This window comes from Eubacterium segne (genome assembly GCF_014287775.1).
GTDB lineage: Bacteria > Bacillota > Clostridia > Lachnospirales > Lachnospiraceae > Eubacterium_G > Eubacterium_G segne.
Genome location: NZ_JACOOZ010000002.1, coordinates 293,570 through 308,889, shown reverse-complemented (window position 1 = coordinate 308,889; position 15,320 = coordinate 293,570). Strand labels below are relative to the sequence as shown.

Genomic DNA, 15,320 nt, shown 5'->3' with positions numbered 1-15,320 from the left:
AAAAAACTTCACACTTTACAGATTGGGGGTATGGTTCTGAATGAAGAACAATGGATAAAAGAATTACGGGAGAAACGGATTGCTTACGGTATCTCACAAGGCAGGCTGGCGGTGGCTTCTGGTATCACAAGAGAATATCTCAATAAGATAGAAAGCGGAAAAATGAAGCCGTCAAAGGAGCTTTTGGAAACTCTGCATAAAGAACTGGCAAGGTTCAATCCAGAAGCACCGCTTACCATGCTGTTTGATTATGTGAAAATTCGTTTTCCCACGCTGGATATACAGCATATCATCAAAGACATATTAAAACTGAATATCAACTATATGCTCCATGAAGATTATGGACATTACAGTTATACGGAGCATTACTCTTTAGGGGACATCTTTATCTATACGTCGGCTGACGAAGAAAAAGGTGTCCTTTTAGAGTTAAAGGGGCGTGGTTGCAGGCAGTTTGAAAGTTACCTGCTGGCACAGCAAAGAAGCTGGTATGACTTTCTCATGGACGCACTCGTAGACGGTGGCGTGATGAAGCGTATCGACCTTGCTATCAACGACCATACGGGCATTTTGGATATTCCAGAGCTTGCGGAAAAATGCAGAAAACGGGAATATATCGGAAAGTCCAGAAGTTATAAGTTTTACCAGTCGGGCGAGCTTATCAAGCATAGAGAGGACGACAGAGAATATATGGGACGCACCCTTTATCTTGGTTCGCTGAAATCAGATGTGTATTTTTGTATCTATGAAAAGGACTATGAGCAGTACGTCAAGTTAGGGACACCGCTTGAAGAAGCCGACATTATCAACCGTTTTGAGATACGGCTTAGAAATGAACGTGCCTATTATGCAGTACGAGATTTGCTGACCTATTATGACGCAGAGCAGACCGCCTTTTCTATCATCAACCAGTATGTACGGTTTGTTGATGAAGAACCCGACAAGCGAAAAAATGAATGGAAACTCAATGACCGCTGGGCTTGGTTTATTGGCGATAACAGACAGAGCTTGAAGCTGACGACAAAGCCAGAGCCTTACACCTTAGACCGCACATTGCGTTGGGTACAAAGGCAGGTAGCACCAACCTTGAAAATGCTGAAAAAGATTGATAAAGGAAACGGTACAGACTACATGGAAACAATCGAACAGCAGGCAAAGCTCACAGAAAAGCATAAAATGATAATCAAACAGCAGACGACCCCTGCAAAAGATTTGGTGGAAAGTTAGGAGTGATAAAAAATGTGGGTATTATTAAAAGATTTCCTGCTGGTATCTATGGGAATGGGTATCGGCGTAGTCTTGATGTGTATTTTGAATGTCGGCAAAGAAGCTGACTATGAAATGAAACAATTAGAAGAAAGTGAGGACAATTAAATGAATTTCGGACAAAATTTGTATCAATGGTTTTTATCAAACGCACAGAGCTTAGTGCTTATGGCGATTGTGGTTATCGGTATCTACTTAGGGTTCAAGCGTGAGTTTTCAAAACTTATCGGCTTCTTGGTAGTTGCCTTGATTGCTGTCGGTTTGGTATTCAACGCTGGCGGTGTGAAAGATGTATTGTTAGAGCTGTTCAATAAGATTATCGGTGCATAAAATTTTATTGTGGTGCTGATATGCGAATGTTATAATGTGGATATGAAACACAGTATCTAGGAGTGATGGAATGAAATATATAATGCTTCACGGTTTGGGACAATCTTCTGAAAGTTGGAGTGATACCGTAAAAGTATTCAATGATGATTTTGAAGTTTTATGCCCTAATTTATCAGATTGGCTTTTTGGAAAAATACCATGTTATGATACATTGTATCGGACATTGGAAACATACTGTGAACAGTTTGAAGAACCGCTAAATATTTGTGGACTTTCTTTAGGTGGTATTCTTGCTATGCAGTATGCGATAGAACACCCAGAAAAAATGAACTCATTAGTGTTAATAGGCACACAATATGAAATGCCAAAGTATCTGTTAAAAATGCAAAATCTGATATTCCGTATTATGCCTTGTTCAGCATTTGAAAAAATGGGTTTTCAGAAAACAGATTTTATCAATCTATGCAAATCTATGACAGAACTTAATTTTAAACATGAACTGAAAAAAATATCATGTTCGGTACTTGTTGTCTGTGGCGATAAGGATAAGATAAATAAAAAAGCTTCTTTAGAATTGCAACAACAGATAGAAAACGCAGAAATAGCTATTATTGAAAATGCAGGACATGAAGTAAATACAGATAACCCAACACTACTAGGGCAAAAGTTAAATGTATTTTTCAAACAATATGTCTGATAAACAATTTCATATCCATACACACAAAGCAGTTAGTCTTAGGATTGACTGCTTTTTTCATACCTAAATTTCAGATTGGAGTGATGAAATGAACGATATTTTTAAGGATATGCAGGCAAAAGTCGGCTGTGAATACATTTCCGACCTGCCCTCTTACAAGCGTAAGGTGTGGCATGAAATGAAACGGCTGAACCCTGCCGACTATGAAGAAAGACAGTTAGAAGATTTTTCTAAATATGTGTTTGGTATCTCATACCAGAACTTAAAAGATGTGATGAACCAACAGAAAGGACGTGAGGAACAATGCAGGAAACAAGGGTACTGGTGGAAACGAGAGGAACAACTGACGAAGAAACAATATCATACTGGTTCGACCTGCCGATAGATGTTGCCGAGTTTGAAGAAAAGTTAGGTATCGGTGCAGAAAGTGGGGATTACTGTATTATCGAAAAGGTGTTGCCTTATGCTGATGAAGTTCACGAACATACAAGCGTGTATCAGCTCAACGAATTAGATTTTATGTACCGCCAGCTTTCAAGTGATATGCAGGAAGAATATGTATCACTTCTGACCGTATATGACAATTTAGAAGCACTTTATATTTGCAGGAACGTGATTACGGTTTATCCTGACTGCAAAAGCATGATAGATGTTGCAAGGCAAAAGCTGATGAACGACCCGACATTTAAGCATTTATCCGAGGACTGTCAAGAATATTACTTTGACTTTGAAGCCTATGCTTCTCACTTGCAGGAACACGGGAAATTTTTAGTAACAGAACACGGTATCTTTGAACTGCCAGAGTAGGAAATGAGGTGGTGGTTATGATTGATGATATGGCGGTTTACATTGCTAATCTTGGCAAATACAATGAGGGATATTTAGTCGGTGCTTGGTTCACGTTTCCCATTGATGAGGAAGATGTAAAAGAAAAAATCGGCTTGAATGAACAGTATGAGGAATACGCAATCCATGATACCGACAACTTCCCCATTGCGATTGGCGAGTATGTTTCCATTGAAGAACTCAATGAGATGTATGAAATGATAGAGGAACTTCCCGACTATATCGTAGAGTGTCTGGACGAATTTATCAGCCACTACGGGACGCTGGAAGAAGTCGTGGAACACAAGGACGATATTTATTATTATCCCGACTGTGAAACCATGACAGACGTTGCCTACTACTACATAGACGAATTGCAGGCACTTGGCGACATTCCACCCAGCTTACAGAACTACATTGACTATGAAGCCTACGGGCGAGATTTGGATATGGGCGGTTGCTTTATTGAAACAAGCCGAGGTATGTGCGAGATACCATATTAACGCTGGAAGATCAGCGACAAGCATTGTTGCTACTGACAGCGTATTTCTCTTTTAAGGGACAGTCTGAAAATGGCTGTCCTTTTCTATTTTGAAAGGAGCTGAAAGAACTTGAAAAAGATTAAAAGCTACACGGGTATCTGGAACGTGGAAAAAGTCTTATATGCAATCAATGACTTTAACTTACCCTTTCCCGTTACTTTTACACAGATTACATGGTTTGTGATTACGGAATTTATCATCATTCTGTTTGGGGATATTCCCCCACTTTCCATGATTGAGGGAGCATTTCTCAAATACTTTGGTATTCCCGTTGCTCTCACTTGGTTCATGTCGCAGAAAACCTTTGACGGAAAGAAGCCGTACAGCTTTTTGAAATCACAGATAACCTATGCCCTGCGACCAAAAATCACTTATGCAGGAAAAGCCGTAAAACTGCATAAGCAGATATTAAATGAAACAATCACGGCAGTAAGGAGTGTGAACTATGTTCCCGATAAAATATATTGACAATAACCTTGTCTGGAACAAGGACAATGAAGTGTTTGCCTATTATGAGCTGGTACCATACAACTATTCTTTTCTATCCGCAGAGCAGAAATTTATCGTGCATGACAGTTTCCGACAGCTAATCGCACAGTCCCGTGAGGGTAAAATTCATGCGTTGCAGATTGCCACAGAAAGCTCCATACGAAGTATGCAGGAGCAGTCAAAGAAACTGGTAACGGGAAAATTAAAGGAAGTTGCCTACCAGAAAATAGACGAACAGACCGAAGCGTTAGTATCTATGATTGGGAACAATCAAGTGGACTACCGCTTTTTTCTTGGCTTTAAGCTCATGGTTACGGAAGAACAGCTCAATCTGAAGAACATCAAAAAATCGGCGTGGCTGACATTCAAAGAGTTTCTCCATGAAGTAAACCATACGCTGATGAATGATTTTGTTTCCATGCCGAATGATGAAATCAACCGTTACATGAAAATGGAAAAGTTACTGGAAAATAAAATCTCCCGTCGCTTTAAGGTGCGTCGCTTGGAAATCAATGATTTTGGGTATCTCATGGAACATCTTTACGGCAGGGACGGTATCGCTTATGAAGATTATGCGTACCAGCTACCAAAAAAAAAATTGAACAAAGAAACGCTGATAAAATACTACGACCTTATCCGTCCGACAAGGTGTGTGATTGAAGAAAGCCAGCGGTATTTACGCTTGGAACATGAGGACAAGGAAAGTTATGTGTCCTATTTTACCGTCAATGCGATTGTCGGCGAGCTTGATTTTCCGTCAAGTGAAATCTTCTATTTCCAGCAACAGCAATTCACATTCCCCGTTGATACTTCTATGAATGTAGAAATCGTGGAGAACCGAAAAGCATTAACAACCGTACGCAACAAGAAAAAGGAATTGAAAGACCTTGACAATCACGCTTATCAAGCAGGAGGTGAAACCAGCTCAAATGTGGTGGACGCTTTAGACAGCGTGGACGAGCTGGAAACGGACTTAGACCAGACAAAAGAAAGTATGTATAAGTTAAGCTACGTTATACGGGTGTCTGCACCCGATCTTGACGAGCTGAAACGCCGTTGTGATGAAGTCAAAGACTTTTACGACGACCTCAATGTAAAGCTGGTACGTCCTGCTGGGGATATGCTGGGGCTTCATTCTGAATTTTTACCTGCCAGCAAGCGATATATCAATGACTATGTGCAGTATGTAAAATCAGACTTCTTGGCAGGGCTTGGCTTTGGAGCGACCCAGCAGTTAGGGGAAACTACGGGTATCTATATGGGCTATTCCGTTGATACGGGAAGAAATGTGTACCTGCAACCGTCTTTAGCTTCGCAGGGCGTAAAAGGTACAGTTACCAACGCTTTAGCGTCTGCTTTTGTCGGTTCGCTTGGCGGTGGAAAGTCGTTCTGCAACAATCTTCTGGTGTATTATTCGGTGTTGTTTGGCGGTCAAGCAGTCATTTTAGACCCCAAAGCCGAGCGTGGCAACTGGAGAGAAACACTTCCAGAAATCGCCCATGAAATCAATATCGTAAATCTTACCAGCGATAAAGACAATGCAGGACTTCTTGACCCATTCGTGATTATGAAGAATGTAAAAGACGCTGAAAGTCTGGCAATCGACATCTTGACATTCCTTACGGGTATTTCCTCTAGGGACGGCGAAAAATTCCCCGTGTTACGAAAAGCGGTTCGTTCCGTTACCCAGAGCGACAGTCGGGGCTTGCTCCATGTAATAGACGAGCTACGCCGTGAAGATACGCCCATATCAAGAAATATCGCAGACCATATCGACAGCTTCACGGACTACGACTTTGCACATCTGCTGTTTTCAGACGGTACGGTGGAAAATGCAATCAGCCTTGATAACCAGCTCAATATCATTCAAGTAGCCGACCTTGTACTGCCAGATAAGGACACGACCTTTGAAGAATACACGACTATTGAATTATTGTCGGTATCTATGCTGATTGTGATTAGTACCTTTGCCCTTGATTTTATCCATTCGGACAGAAGTATTTTTAAGATTGTCGATTTGGACGAAGCGTGGGCGTTCTTAAATGTGGCACAAGGAGAAACGCTCTCTAACAAGCTGGTTCGTGCTGGACGAGCTATGCAGGCAGGTGTTTATTTCGTTACACAATCTTCTGGGGACGTGGCAAAGGAAAGTCTGAAAAACAATATCGGCTTAAAATTCGCTTTCCGTTCTACTGACATCAACGAGATAAAACAGACCTTAGAATTTTTCGGTATCGACAAGGACGATGAAAACAACCAGAAACGGCTTCGTGATTTGGAGAACGGACAATGCTTATTGCAGGACTTATACGGGCGTGTCGGTGTGGTACAGATACACCCAGTTTTTGAAGAACTGCTACACGCCTTTGATACCAGACCGCCCGTACAGAGAAATGAGGTGGAGTGATGAAAGAAAGGATAAAAGGTGCGTTCACAAAAAGGAAGATACTTCACTTTCTCAAAATGGCTCTGTTCGTGGTGGCACTCTCCCTTATCCTGCTTTCACTTTTGGGGACGGTGGCTCATGCGACGGGGCTTGTGGACGATACCATAAACGCAGAAAATCTTTACTCAAAATATCCCCTTTCCAACTACCAGCTTGATTTTTATGTGGATAATAGCTGGTCATGGTTGCCGTGGAACTGGCTGGACGGCATTGGAAAATCGGTACAGTACGGGCTTTACTGCATTACCAACTTTGTCTGGACGATAAGCCTTTATTTAAGCAATGCCACGGGCTATGTGGTGCAGGAAGCCTATAAACTTGATTTTATTAACGATATGGCAGACAGTATCGGAAAGAGCATACAGACCCTTGCAGGTGTAACCGAGAACGGCTTTTCTTCTACGGGCTTCTATGTTGGTTTCCTGCTTCTCATTATCTTAGTGGTGGGAATGTATGTTGCTTATACGGGACTTATCAAACGGGAAACCAGCAAGGCACTTCACGCTGTTATCAACTTTGTGGTGGTGTTCGTGCTGTCCGCTTCGTTTATTGCCTACGCTCCCGACTACATCAAGAAGATAAATGAATTTTCATCAGACATCAGTACCGCTTCTTTGGACTTGGGAACAAAAATCATGCTCCCCAACTCCGACAGCGAGGGCAAGGACAGCGTGGACTTGATACGGGACAGCCTATTTTCTATTCAAGTGGAACAGCCGTGGCTACTTCTGCAATTCGGTAACAGCAACACAGAAGAAATCGGGGCAGACCGTGTCGAAGCTCTTGTATCGGCAAGTCCAGAGGACGAGGACGGGAAAACCAGAGAGGAAGTCGTGAAAACAGAAATCGAAGATAACGACAACAACAATCTGACGATACCGCAGGTCGTGAACCGTTTAGGCATGGTGTTCTTCCTACTGTTCTTCAATTTAGGGATAACGATATTTGTATTCTTGCTTACGGGCATGATGTTATTTAGCCAGATACTTTTTATTATCTTTGCAATGTTTTTACCTATCAGCTTTTTACTTTCCATGATACCGAGCTATGAAAGCATGGCGAAGCAGGCAATCGTAAGGGTGTTTAATACCATAATGACACGGGCAGGAATAACGCTCATTGTAACGGTGGCGTTCAGCATTTCCAGTATGTTTTATAACATCTCCACGGACTATCCGTTCTTTATGGTAGCGTTCTTGCAGATAGTATGTTTCGCTGGTATTTATATGAAGCTGGGCGATTTAATGAGTATGTTCTCTTTGAACGCTGGCGACAGTCAAAACATGGGACGCAGGATATTCCGCAGACCATATCTGTTTATGCGACATAGAGCTAGGCGTATGGAAAGACGGCTTGCTGGTGCGGTTACTGCTGGCGGTGTTGCTGGTGCGGTGGCAGGTAGCACGATTTCAAACAGAAAACCGACAAGGAACACAGCCACAAAAGACAGTCGGGGCAATACATCTACTTCCAGTATGGGACAGCGTGCAGGCTCAAAGGTGGGTGCTGTCTTAGATACGAAAAATAAAGTGAAAGACAAGGCAAATGCTGTCAAAGAGAATATCAAGGATATGCCGACACAGACCGCTTATGCGGTGTATTCCGCAAAGGAAAAGGCAAAGTCCAGCGTGTCCGACTTTAAGCGTGGCATGGTGCAGGAACAGCAGTCCAGACAGACGGGACGTTTGGAAAAGCAGGAAAAGCATAGACAGAGTATCGCTGACAAGCGTATGGAGCTTCAAAAGGCACAAGAAGCAAGGCAGGCACAGCGAAAGGCTGACGGATCAGCGACAACGGGAGCTACCCGTCCCCATGAGCGACCAGCCACAGCTTCAAAGCCGAGTGCGGAAAAAATGCAGGAAGTCAAACGTCCTGCCACAGCGACCACTTCAAAAGCAAGTGAGCCAGTCAAGACAAATGTTATCAAAGAGCGTCCGTTATCTTCTGGTGCTTCTGATAAGAAAGCGACCCAGTCGGCACAGCCAGTACATAGGCAGAATGTAGAAAAAGTGGTATCGCAGGAAACACGCCAGAATTACACAAAAGACCGCAGGACAAAGGTTCAGCAGACGCAAACCGTCCAAAAGAACCAGCAGACAACAGAGAAAACTCGTAACCTTGTGATGAAGAAAGGACAGAAGAAAAAATGAAACTGAAACATATCGCTATCATTGGCACTCTGTTTCCTATCCTCTTTTCTCTGGTGCTTTTCTTTGGTGTCTTGATTAGTGCGGACAGCGACGACGAGAACAGCAATTTTTCTTCTGGCATTACGGGTATGAACTTATCCGCAGAAGTCTTGAAACATCAGCCTATGGTAGAAAAGTACGCCAGAGAATACGGTATTTCCGAGTATGTCAATGTGCTATTGGCTATCATTCAAGTAGAAAGTGGCGGTACGGCAGAAGATGTTATGCAGAGTTCGGAAAGTCTTGGTTTACCGCCTAATTCCTTAGATACGGAAAGCTCAATCAAGCAGGGGTGTAAGTATTTTGCGTCCCTGCTTTCTTCCTGCAAAAATCAAGGTATCGACGATTTGAATGTAGCGATACAGTCTTATAACTATGGCGGTGGCTATGTGGGATATGTGGCAGGAAAAGGAAAGAAACACACCTTTAATCTTGCAGAGAGCTTCGCCCGTGAAAAATCGGGTGGAAAGAAAGTAACCTACACCAACCCGATAGCCGTTGCGAAGAACGGGGGCTGGCGGTATCAGTATGGCAATCAATTTTACGTCGAATTAGTCAATCAGTATTTAACTGTTCCGCAGGTATCGGGAGAACTGGCACAAAAAGTAATGAATGAAGCATTGAAGTATCAAGGCTGGAAGTATGTATATGGCGGTAGCAATCCTAACACTTCCTTTGACTGTTCGGGGCTGACGCAATGGTGCTATGGAAAAGCTGGTGTTTCCTTACCGAGAACAGCACAAGCACAGTATGACGCCACCCAACATCTTCCACTCTCGCAGGCAAAGGCTGGGGACTTGGTATTTTTCCATTCTACCTATAACGCTGGAAGTTATGTAACACATGTCGGTATTCTTGTTTCGCCGACGCAGATGTACCACGCAGGAAATCCGATAGGATATGCAGACCTAAATAATAGTTACTGGCAACAGCACTTAATCGGTGCAGGACGAGTAAAACAATAGAAAGTGAGGATAACATTATGTTTAAGAAGAATAAGAAACAGACAGAAAATGTCAAAGAAAAAAAGGTGCGTACTGTCAAGGTAGGCACACATAAGAAAACCGTGATTGCGTTGTGGGTGGTGCTTATCGCAAGCGTGAGCTTTGGGGTGTATAAGAATTTTACGGCTATCGACCAGCACACGACCCATGAAAAAGAAATCATTGAACTTCGTTTGCAGGACACCAACGGGATAGAAAATTTCGTAAAGAACTTTGCGAAGTCTTATTACACATGGAGTAACAGCAAAGAAGCGATTGAAGCAAGGACGCAGGCAATCAGCGGTTATCTGACAAAGGAATTGCAAGACTTGAATGTTGATACAATCAGAACGGATATACCGACCAGCTCCACAGTTACAGATGTGATTGTGTGGCATATCGAGCAATCGGGAACGGACACTTTTTCTGCTACCTACGAAGTAGATCAGCAGATAAAAGAGGGAGAACAGACAAGCAATGTGAAAGCGACTTATACTGTAAAAGTCCATGTAGACGCTGACGGGGATATGGTAATCATTCAGAACCCTACTCTTGCACCAGCAATCGAAAAATCAGACTATGAGCCTAAGACACCAGAAGCAGACGCAAGCGTGGACGCTGATACGGTAAATGACGCTACCGCATTTCTGGAAACATTCTTTAAGCTCTATCCAACAGCCACAGAAAAAGAGCTTGCTTACTATGTATCTGGAAATGTGATTGAGCCTATCGGCAGGGACTACCTTTATTCTGAACTGGTAAACCCTATCTTTACAAAGGACGGGGATAATGTGAAAGTTAAAGTAGCTGTAAAATTCCTTGATAATCAGACAAAGGCGACACAAGTATCACAGTATGAGCTTGTGCTACATAAGGATAGCAACTGGAAGATTGTAGGATAAAAGAAAAAGGCTTGCAGTTCTGTATTGATTTGCAAGCCTAAATATATTATTTATACTTCTGGAAAATCCCGACTAATAAAGTATCTATCGCTTCAGCTAATTCAAATCTAACTTTATCTGAGGCAGAAAAAGCGTTTCCTAATTGCAAAGTTGTATAACCGTGAATTATTCCAGTAAGCATATTTAATATTTCAAGTGTTTTGTCTTTGTTAAGACTGCACGATTGGATAAGAGTAGTTAATAATGAAAGATAGTTGTTAAAAATGGTTGCTGTTTCCTCTGTTCCGTGCCACACAGCCCATTGAATTGTTTCATAAACTCCGGGGTGTTCAATCATATAGTTTAGGTATTCGATAGAAACTAACTTAATTGCTTCTTTCCCTATTTTTCCAACGGCAATTTTCATCATTCTTTCATTCATGTCACGCATACCATTATGAGCAACTTCTAAAAGAAGATTATCTAAACTTTCTATGTGATTATATAAAGATGGTGTACGAATGTTTAATTTTTGAGCAACAGCTTTTAACGAAACGTTATTTAATCCTTTTTCATCTGCTAAGTCTGATGTTGCTTTTATTACTGCTTCTTTAGTGGTTTTCATAGTTATGCACCTCATTCAAAATATCATACAAACACAATTCTAGCTAATTGAATTAGTGTAGTCAATAACACAATTAGAAAATTATGATTATTTATTGACTTTCTTAAAATTTTGTGTATAATAGGAATTGAAGTTAAATTAGATGCTAAAAATTTGTAATTAAGAAGGAGGGATTCGTCATGTTGGTATTCCAAATGCGTAATGTAGATAAAACATCTACTGTTTTGAAACAGACTAAAAACAGTGATTACGCAGATAAATAAATACGTTAGATTAATTCCTACCAGTGACTAATCTTATGACTTTTTAAACAGATAACTAAAATTACAAACAAATCGTTTAACTTCTGTATTTATTTACAGATGTAATCACTTCAGGAGTGATTACATGAACAAAAATATAAAATATTCTCAAAACTTTTTAACGAGTGAAAAAGTACTCAACCAAATAATAAAACAATTGAATTTAAAAGAAACCGATACCGTTTACGAAATTGGAACAGGTAAAGGGCATTTAACGACGAAACTGGCTAAAATAAGTAAACAGGTAACGTCTATTGAATTAGACAGTCATCTATTCAACTTATCGTCAGAAAAATTAAAACTGAACATTCGTGTCACTTTAATTCACCAAGATATTCTACAGTTTCAATTCCCTAACAAACAGAGGTATAAAATTGTTGGGAGTATTCCTTACCATTTAAGCACACAAATTATTAAAAAAGTGGTTTTTGAAAGCCATGCGTCTGACATCTATCTGATTGTTGAAGAAGGATTCTACAAGCGTACCTTGGATATTCACCGAACACTAGGGTTGCTCTTGCACACTCAAGTCTCGATTCAGCAATTGCTTAAGCTGCCAGCGGAATGCTTTCATCCTAAACCAAAAGTAAACAGTGTCTTAATAAAACTTACCCGCCATACCACAGATGTTCCAGATAAATATTGGAAGCTATATACGTACTTTGTTTCAAAATGGGTCAATCGAGAATATCGTCAACTGTTTACTAAAAATCAGTTTCATCAAGCAATGAAACACGCCAAAGTAAACAATTTAAGTACCGTTACTTATGAGCAAGTATTGTCTATTTTTAATAGTTATCTATTATTTAACGGGAGGAAATAATTCTATGAGTCGCTTTTTTAAATTTGGAAAGTTACACGTTACTAAAGGGAATGGAGATAAATTATTAGATATACTACTGACAGCTTCCAAGAAGCTAAAGAGGTCCCTAGCGCCTACGGGGAATTTGTATCGATAAGGGGTACAAATTCCCACTAAGCGCTCGGGACCCCTTGTAGGAAAATGTCCTAAGTGTGGCAACAATATTGTATTAAAAAAATCGTTTTATGGTTGTTCAAATTATCCTGAATGTAAGTTTACTTTAGCTGAACATTTTAGAAAGAAAAAACTAACCAAAACGAATGTAAAAGAATTACTGGAGGGAAAAGAAACCCTGGTAAAAGGAATCAAAAACAAAGAGAAAAAGCCCTACAATGCCGTTGTAAAAATTGGGGAAAAGGGATATATTGATTTTATCTCTTTTTCAAAATAAACATAAAAGCCCTTTAAAGAGGGCTTTTATATATTAATCACAAATCACTTATCACAAATCACAAGTGATTAATCACTTGTTTATTAAGATATTAAAAGCTATAATTTAAATAAAGCGTGAATTTTATGACACAAAAAGAGGGGGGAGAAACTTGGAACTAGCATTTAGAGAAAGCTTAAAAAAGATGAGAGGTACCAAATCAAAAGAAAAATTCTCCCAAGAATTAGAAATGAGTAGATCAAATTATTCACGAATAGAATCAGGAAAATCAGATCCAACCATAAAAACACTAGAACAAATTGCAAAGTTAACTAACTCAACGCTAGTAGTGGATTTAATCCCAAATGAGCCAACAGAACCAGAACCAGAAACAGAACAAGTAACATTGGAGTTAGAAATGGAAGAAGAAAAAAGCAATGATTTCGTGTGAATAATGCACGAAATCATTGCTTATTTTTTTAAAAAGCGATATACTAGATATAACGAAACAACGAACTGAATAAAGAATACAAAAAAAGAGCCACGACCAGTTAAAGCCTGAGAAACTTTAACTGCGAGCCTTAATTGATTACCACCAATCAATTAAAGAAGTCGAGACCCAAAATTTGGTAAAGTATTTAATTACTTTATTAATCAGATACTTAAATATCTGTAAACCCATTATATCGGGTTTTTGAGGGGATTTCAAGTCTTTAAGAAGATACCAGGCAATCAATTAAGAAAAACTTAGTTGATTGCCTTTTTTGTTGTGATTCAACTTTGATCGTAGCTTCTAACTAATTAATTTTCGTAAGAAAGGAGAACAGCTGAATGAATATCCCTTTTGTTGTAGAAACTGTGCTTCATGACGGCTTGTTAAAGTACAAATTTAAAAATAGTAAAATTCGCTCAATCACTACCAAGCCAGGTAAAAGTAAAGGGGCTATTTTTGCGTATCGCTCAAAAAAAAGCATGATTGGCGGACGTGGCGTTGTTCTGACTTCCGAAGAAGCGATTCACGAAAATCAAGATACATTTACGCATTGGACACCAAACGTTTATCGTTATGGTACGTATGCAGACGAAAACCGTTCATACACTAAAGGACATTCTGAAAACAATTTAAGACAAATCAATACCTTCTTTATTGATTTTGATATTCACACGGAAAAAGAAACTATTTCAGCAAGCGATATTTTAACAACAGCTATTGATTTAGGTTTTATGCCTACGTTAATTATCAAATCTGATAAAGGTTATCAAGCATATTTTGTTTTAGAAACGCCAGTCTATGTGACTTCAAAATCAGAATTTAAATCTGTCAAAGCAGCCAAAATAATCTCGCAAAATATCCGAGAATATTTTGGAAAGTCTTTGCCAGTTGATCTAACGTGCAATCATTTTGGGATTGCTCGTATACCAAGAACGGACAATGTAGAATTTTTTGATCCCAATTACCGTTATTCTTTCAAAGAATGGCAAGATTGGTCTTTCAAACAAACAGATAATAAGGGCTTTACTCGTTCAAGTCTAACGGTTTTAAGCGGTACAGAAGGCAAAAAACAAGTAGATGAACCCTGGTTTAATCTCTTATTGCACGAAACGAAATTTTCAGGAGAAAAGGGTTTAGTAGGGCGCAATAGCGTTATGTTTACCCTCTCTTTAGCCTACTTTAGTTCAGGCTATTCAATCGAAACGTGCGAATATAATATGTTTGAGTTTAAAAACATTTTAAAATACTAATTAGATTAGTTAAATGACTATTTGAAATAGTATTTTGAGGAGTGATTATATGTGTACAAGATTTGTTTACAATGGTATAGATAAAATTGTTGGTTTTAATTTTGATATTGACCTTTCTGTATGGGATCATACTGTAATTACCGAAGAAAATAGATTTTATATTGGTATTAAAATGCCTGACGGTCTGTATCATTCATTTCATGGGATAAATAAAAATGGTAATGTAGGAACACTTCTTTATGTTCATGGTAATGAAAATGCAAGGTATATAGAAAGCGAGGATTGTATTACAATATCTGAATTAACAGAAAAATTCATTAAGGCAGAGATTTCTTTTGATAAAGCCTTGGACATTGTTAAAAAGAAAAAAATTATTTATGCACCAGATGCTACTATGCAAGCTATGCTTTCTGATAAAAAAGGACGAGTTTTAATTATTGAACCTGGAATTGGGTATAGATATGAACAAGAAAATTTTTCACTTATTACAAATTATTCTATTCTAAAACCAGATATAACAAAGCCGTACATTGTTTCTGGGGATACAAGATACGAAGTGGCTAAAGAGTTATTGGCAGGATATGATAAAGATTTTTCAGTAAATGACGCATTTAAAGTATTAAAATCTGTTTCTCAAAAAGACTTGTGGGCAACTAGGGTTTCATTTGTATATTCTACAGAAAAAAATAAAGTTTATTATGTCTTGAACAATGATTTTAGTAATGTATTTGAATTTCAGTTTTAATACTAATGAATTTATAAATTTGCAA

Annotated in this window: 18 protein-coding genes and 1 pseudogene; 18 read left to right on the top strand and 1 reads right to left on the bottom strand. The window is 39.3% G+C overall.

All coding sequences use genetic code 11. The features are described from left to right. The first annotated feature begins 30 nt into the window (after positions 1 to 30). The 12 genes and pseudogenes from mobT to H8S00_RS03720 all read left to right on the top strand — a co-directional run bounded on the left by mobT (position 31) and on the right by H8S00_RS03720 (position 10,669). Positions 31 to 1,227, top strand: coding sequence for a MobT family relaxase (mobT, locus tag H8S00_RS03775; RefSeq protein WP_025489600.1), 1,197 nt, complete (start codon positions 31 to 33; stop codon positions 1,225 to 1,227). 33 nt (positions 1,228 to 1,260) lie between these two features. Continuing rightward, positions 1,261 to 1,374 (top strand): annotated as a pseudogene (locus H8S00_RS03770) (DUF3789 domain-containing protein); the annotation flags it as partial. Next, positions 1,375 to 1,596: a hypothetical protein gene (locus H8S00_RS03765; RefSeq protein WP_002323342.1), complete on the top strand. Its 222-nt coding sequence runs from the start codon at positions 1,375 to 1,377 to the stop codon at positions 1,594 to 1,596. A 70-nt stretch (positions 1,597 to 1,666) separates the two neighbouring features. Then, on the top strand, positions 1,667 to 2,293 hold the full coding sequence (locus H8S00_RS03760; protein WP_022620533.1) for an alpha/beta fold hydrolase: 627 nt from the start codon (positions 1,667 to 1,669) through the stop codon (positions 2,291 to 2,293). A gap of 88 nt (positions 2,294 to 2,381) precedes the next feature. Next, positions 2,382 to 2,678 carry a conjugal transfer protein gene (locus tag H8S00_RS03755; protein WP_074038079.1) on the top strand — a complete coding sequence of 99 codons (297 nt, stop codon included), beginning with the start codon at positions 2,382 to 2,384 and terminating at the stop codon, positions 2,676 to 2,678. After that, positions 2,597 to 3,100, top strand: coding sequence for an antirestriction protein ArdA (locus tag H8S00_RS03750; RefSeq protein WP_025489601.1), 504 nt, complete (start codon positions 2,597 to 2,599; stop codon positions 3,098 to 3,100). Before H8S00_RS03755 ends, H8S00_RS03750 begins: the two co-directional genes overlap by 82 nt. Before the next feature lie 17 nt (positions 3,101 to 3,117). Further along, positions 3,118 to 3,621 carry an antirestriction protein ArdA gene (locus H8S00_RS03745; RefSeq protein ID WP_002323345.1) on the top strand — a complete coding sequence of 168 codons (504 nt, stop codon included), beginning with the start codon at positions 3,118 to 3,120 and terminating at the stop codon, positions 3,619 to 3,621. A 108-nt stretch (positions 3,622 to 3,729) separates the two neighbouring features. Continuing rightward, on the top strand, positions 3,730 to 4,128 hold the full coding sequence (locus tag H8S00_RS03740) for a conjugal transfer protein (protein WP_003061368.1): 399 nt from the start codon (positions 3,730 to 3,732) through the stop codon (positions 4,126 to 4,128). Continuing rightward, positions 4,106 to 6,556: a conjugal transfer ATPase TcpF gene (tcpF, locus tag H8S00_RS03735; RefSeq protein WP_025489602.1), complete on the top strand. Its 2,451-nt coding sequence runs from the start codon at positions 4,106 to 4,108 to the stop codon at positions 6,554 to 6,556. The genes H8S00_RS03740 and tcpF overlap by 23 nt, the downstream gene beginning before the upstream one ends. Beyond that, positions 6,556 to 8,745: a CD3337/EF1877 family mobilome membrane protein gene (locus H8S00_RS03730; RefSeq protein ID WP_025489603.1), complete on the top strand. Its 2,190-nt coding sequence runs from the start codon at positions 6,556 to 6,558 to the stop codon at positions 8,743 to 8,745. Before tcpF ends, H8S00_RS03730 begins: the two co-directional genes overlap by 1 nt. Next, positions 8,742 to 9,749 carry a bifunctional lytic transglycosylase/C40 family peptidase gene (locus H8S00_RS03725; protein ID WP_025489604.1) on the top strand — a complete coding sequence of 336 codons (1,008 nt, stop codon included), beginning with the start codon at positions 8,742 to 8,744 and terminating at the stop codon, positions 9,747 to 9,749. The genes H8S00_RS03730 and H8S00_RS03725 overlap by 4 nt, the downstream gene beginning before the upstream one ends. A 17-nt stretch (positions 9,750 to 9,766) precedes the next feature. Further along, the gene (locus H8S00_RS03720; RefSeq protein WP_025489605.1) at positions 9,767 to 10,669 is read left to right on the top strand and encodes a conjugal transfer protein; all 903 of its coding nucleotides are present in this window, start codon (positions 9,767 to 9,769) and stop codon (positions 10,667 to 10,669) included. A gap of 46 nt (positions 10,670 to 10,715) precedes the next feature. Here the strand turns inward: H8S00_RS03720 and H8S00_RS03715 are convergent, their stop codons facing one another. Next, the gene (locus tag H8S00_RS03715; protein WP_005946872.1) at positions 10,716 to 11,273 is read right to left on the bottom strand and encodes a TetR/AcrR family transcriptional regulator; all 558 of its coding nucleotides are present in this window, start codon (positions 11,271 to 11,273) and stop codon (positions 10,716 to 10,718) included. Positions 11,274 to 11,452: 179 nt separating this feature from the next. Between H8S00_RS03715 and H8S00_RS03710 the strand changes: the two genes are divergently transcribed. The 6 genes from H8S00_RS03710 to H8S00_RS03685 all read left to right on the top strand — a co-directional run bounded on the left by H8S00_RS03710 (position 11,453) and on the right by H8S00_RS03685 (position 15,295). Next, positions 11,453 to 11,536 carry a 23S rRNA methyltransferase attenuation leader peptide gene (locus tag H8S00_RS03710; protein ID WP_001814874.1) on the top strand — a complete coding sequence of 28 codons (84 nt, stop codon included), beginning with the start codon at positions 11,453 to 11,455 and terminating at the stop codon, positions 11,534 to 11,536. Between the two features lie 124 nt (positions 11,537 to 11,660). Continuing rightward, complete coding sequence (gene erm(B) / locus H8S00_RS03705; protein WP_001038792.1) at positions 11,661 to 12,398, top strand: 23S rRNA (adenine(2058)-N(6))-methyltransferase Erm(B); 738 nt, start codon at positions 11,661 to 11,663, stop codon at positions 12,396 to 12,398. A 145-nt stretch (positions 12,399 to 12,543) separates the two neighbouring features. Next, complete coding sequence (locus tag H8S00_RS03700; protein WP_002326770.1) at positions 12,544 to 12,828, top strand: topoisomerase C-terminal repeat-containing protein; 285 nt, start codon at positions 12,544 to 12,546, stop codon at positions 12,826 to 12,828. Positions 12,829 to 12,979: 151 nt separating this feature from the next. Further along, positions 12,980 to 13,258, top strand: a complete 279-nt coding sequence (locus H8S00_RS03695) for a helix-turn-helix transcriptional regulator (RefSeq protein WP_024407057.1) — start codon at positions 12,980 to 12,982, stop codon at positions 13,256 to 13,258. Positions 13,259 to 13,638: 380 nt separating this feature from the next. Continuing rightward, positions 13,639 to 14,550: a primase C-terminal domain-containing protein gene (locus H8S00_RS03690; RefSeq protein WP_044967241.1), complete on the top strand. Its 912-nt coding sequence runs from the start codon at positions 13,639 to 13,641 to the stop codon at positions 14,548 to 14,550. 49 nt (positions 14,551 to 14,599) lie between these two features. Further along, the gene (locus H8S00_RS03685; protein ID WP_009905043.1) at positions 14,600 to 15,295 is read left to right on the top strand and encodes a C45 family peptidase; all 696 of its coding nucleotides are present in this window, start codon (positions 14,600 to 14,602) and stop codon (positions 15,293 to 15,295) included. Positions 15,296 to 15,320: the final 25 nt, after the last annotated feature.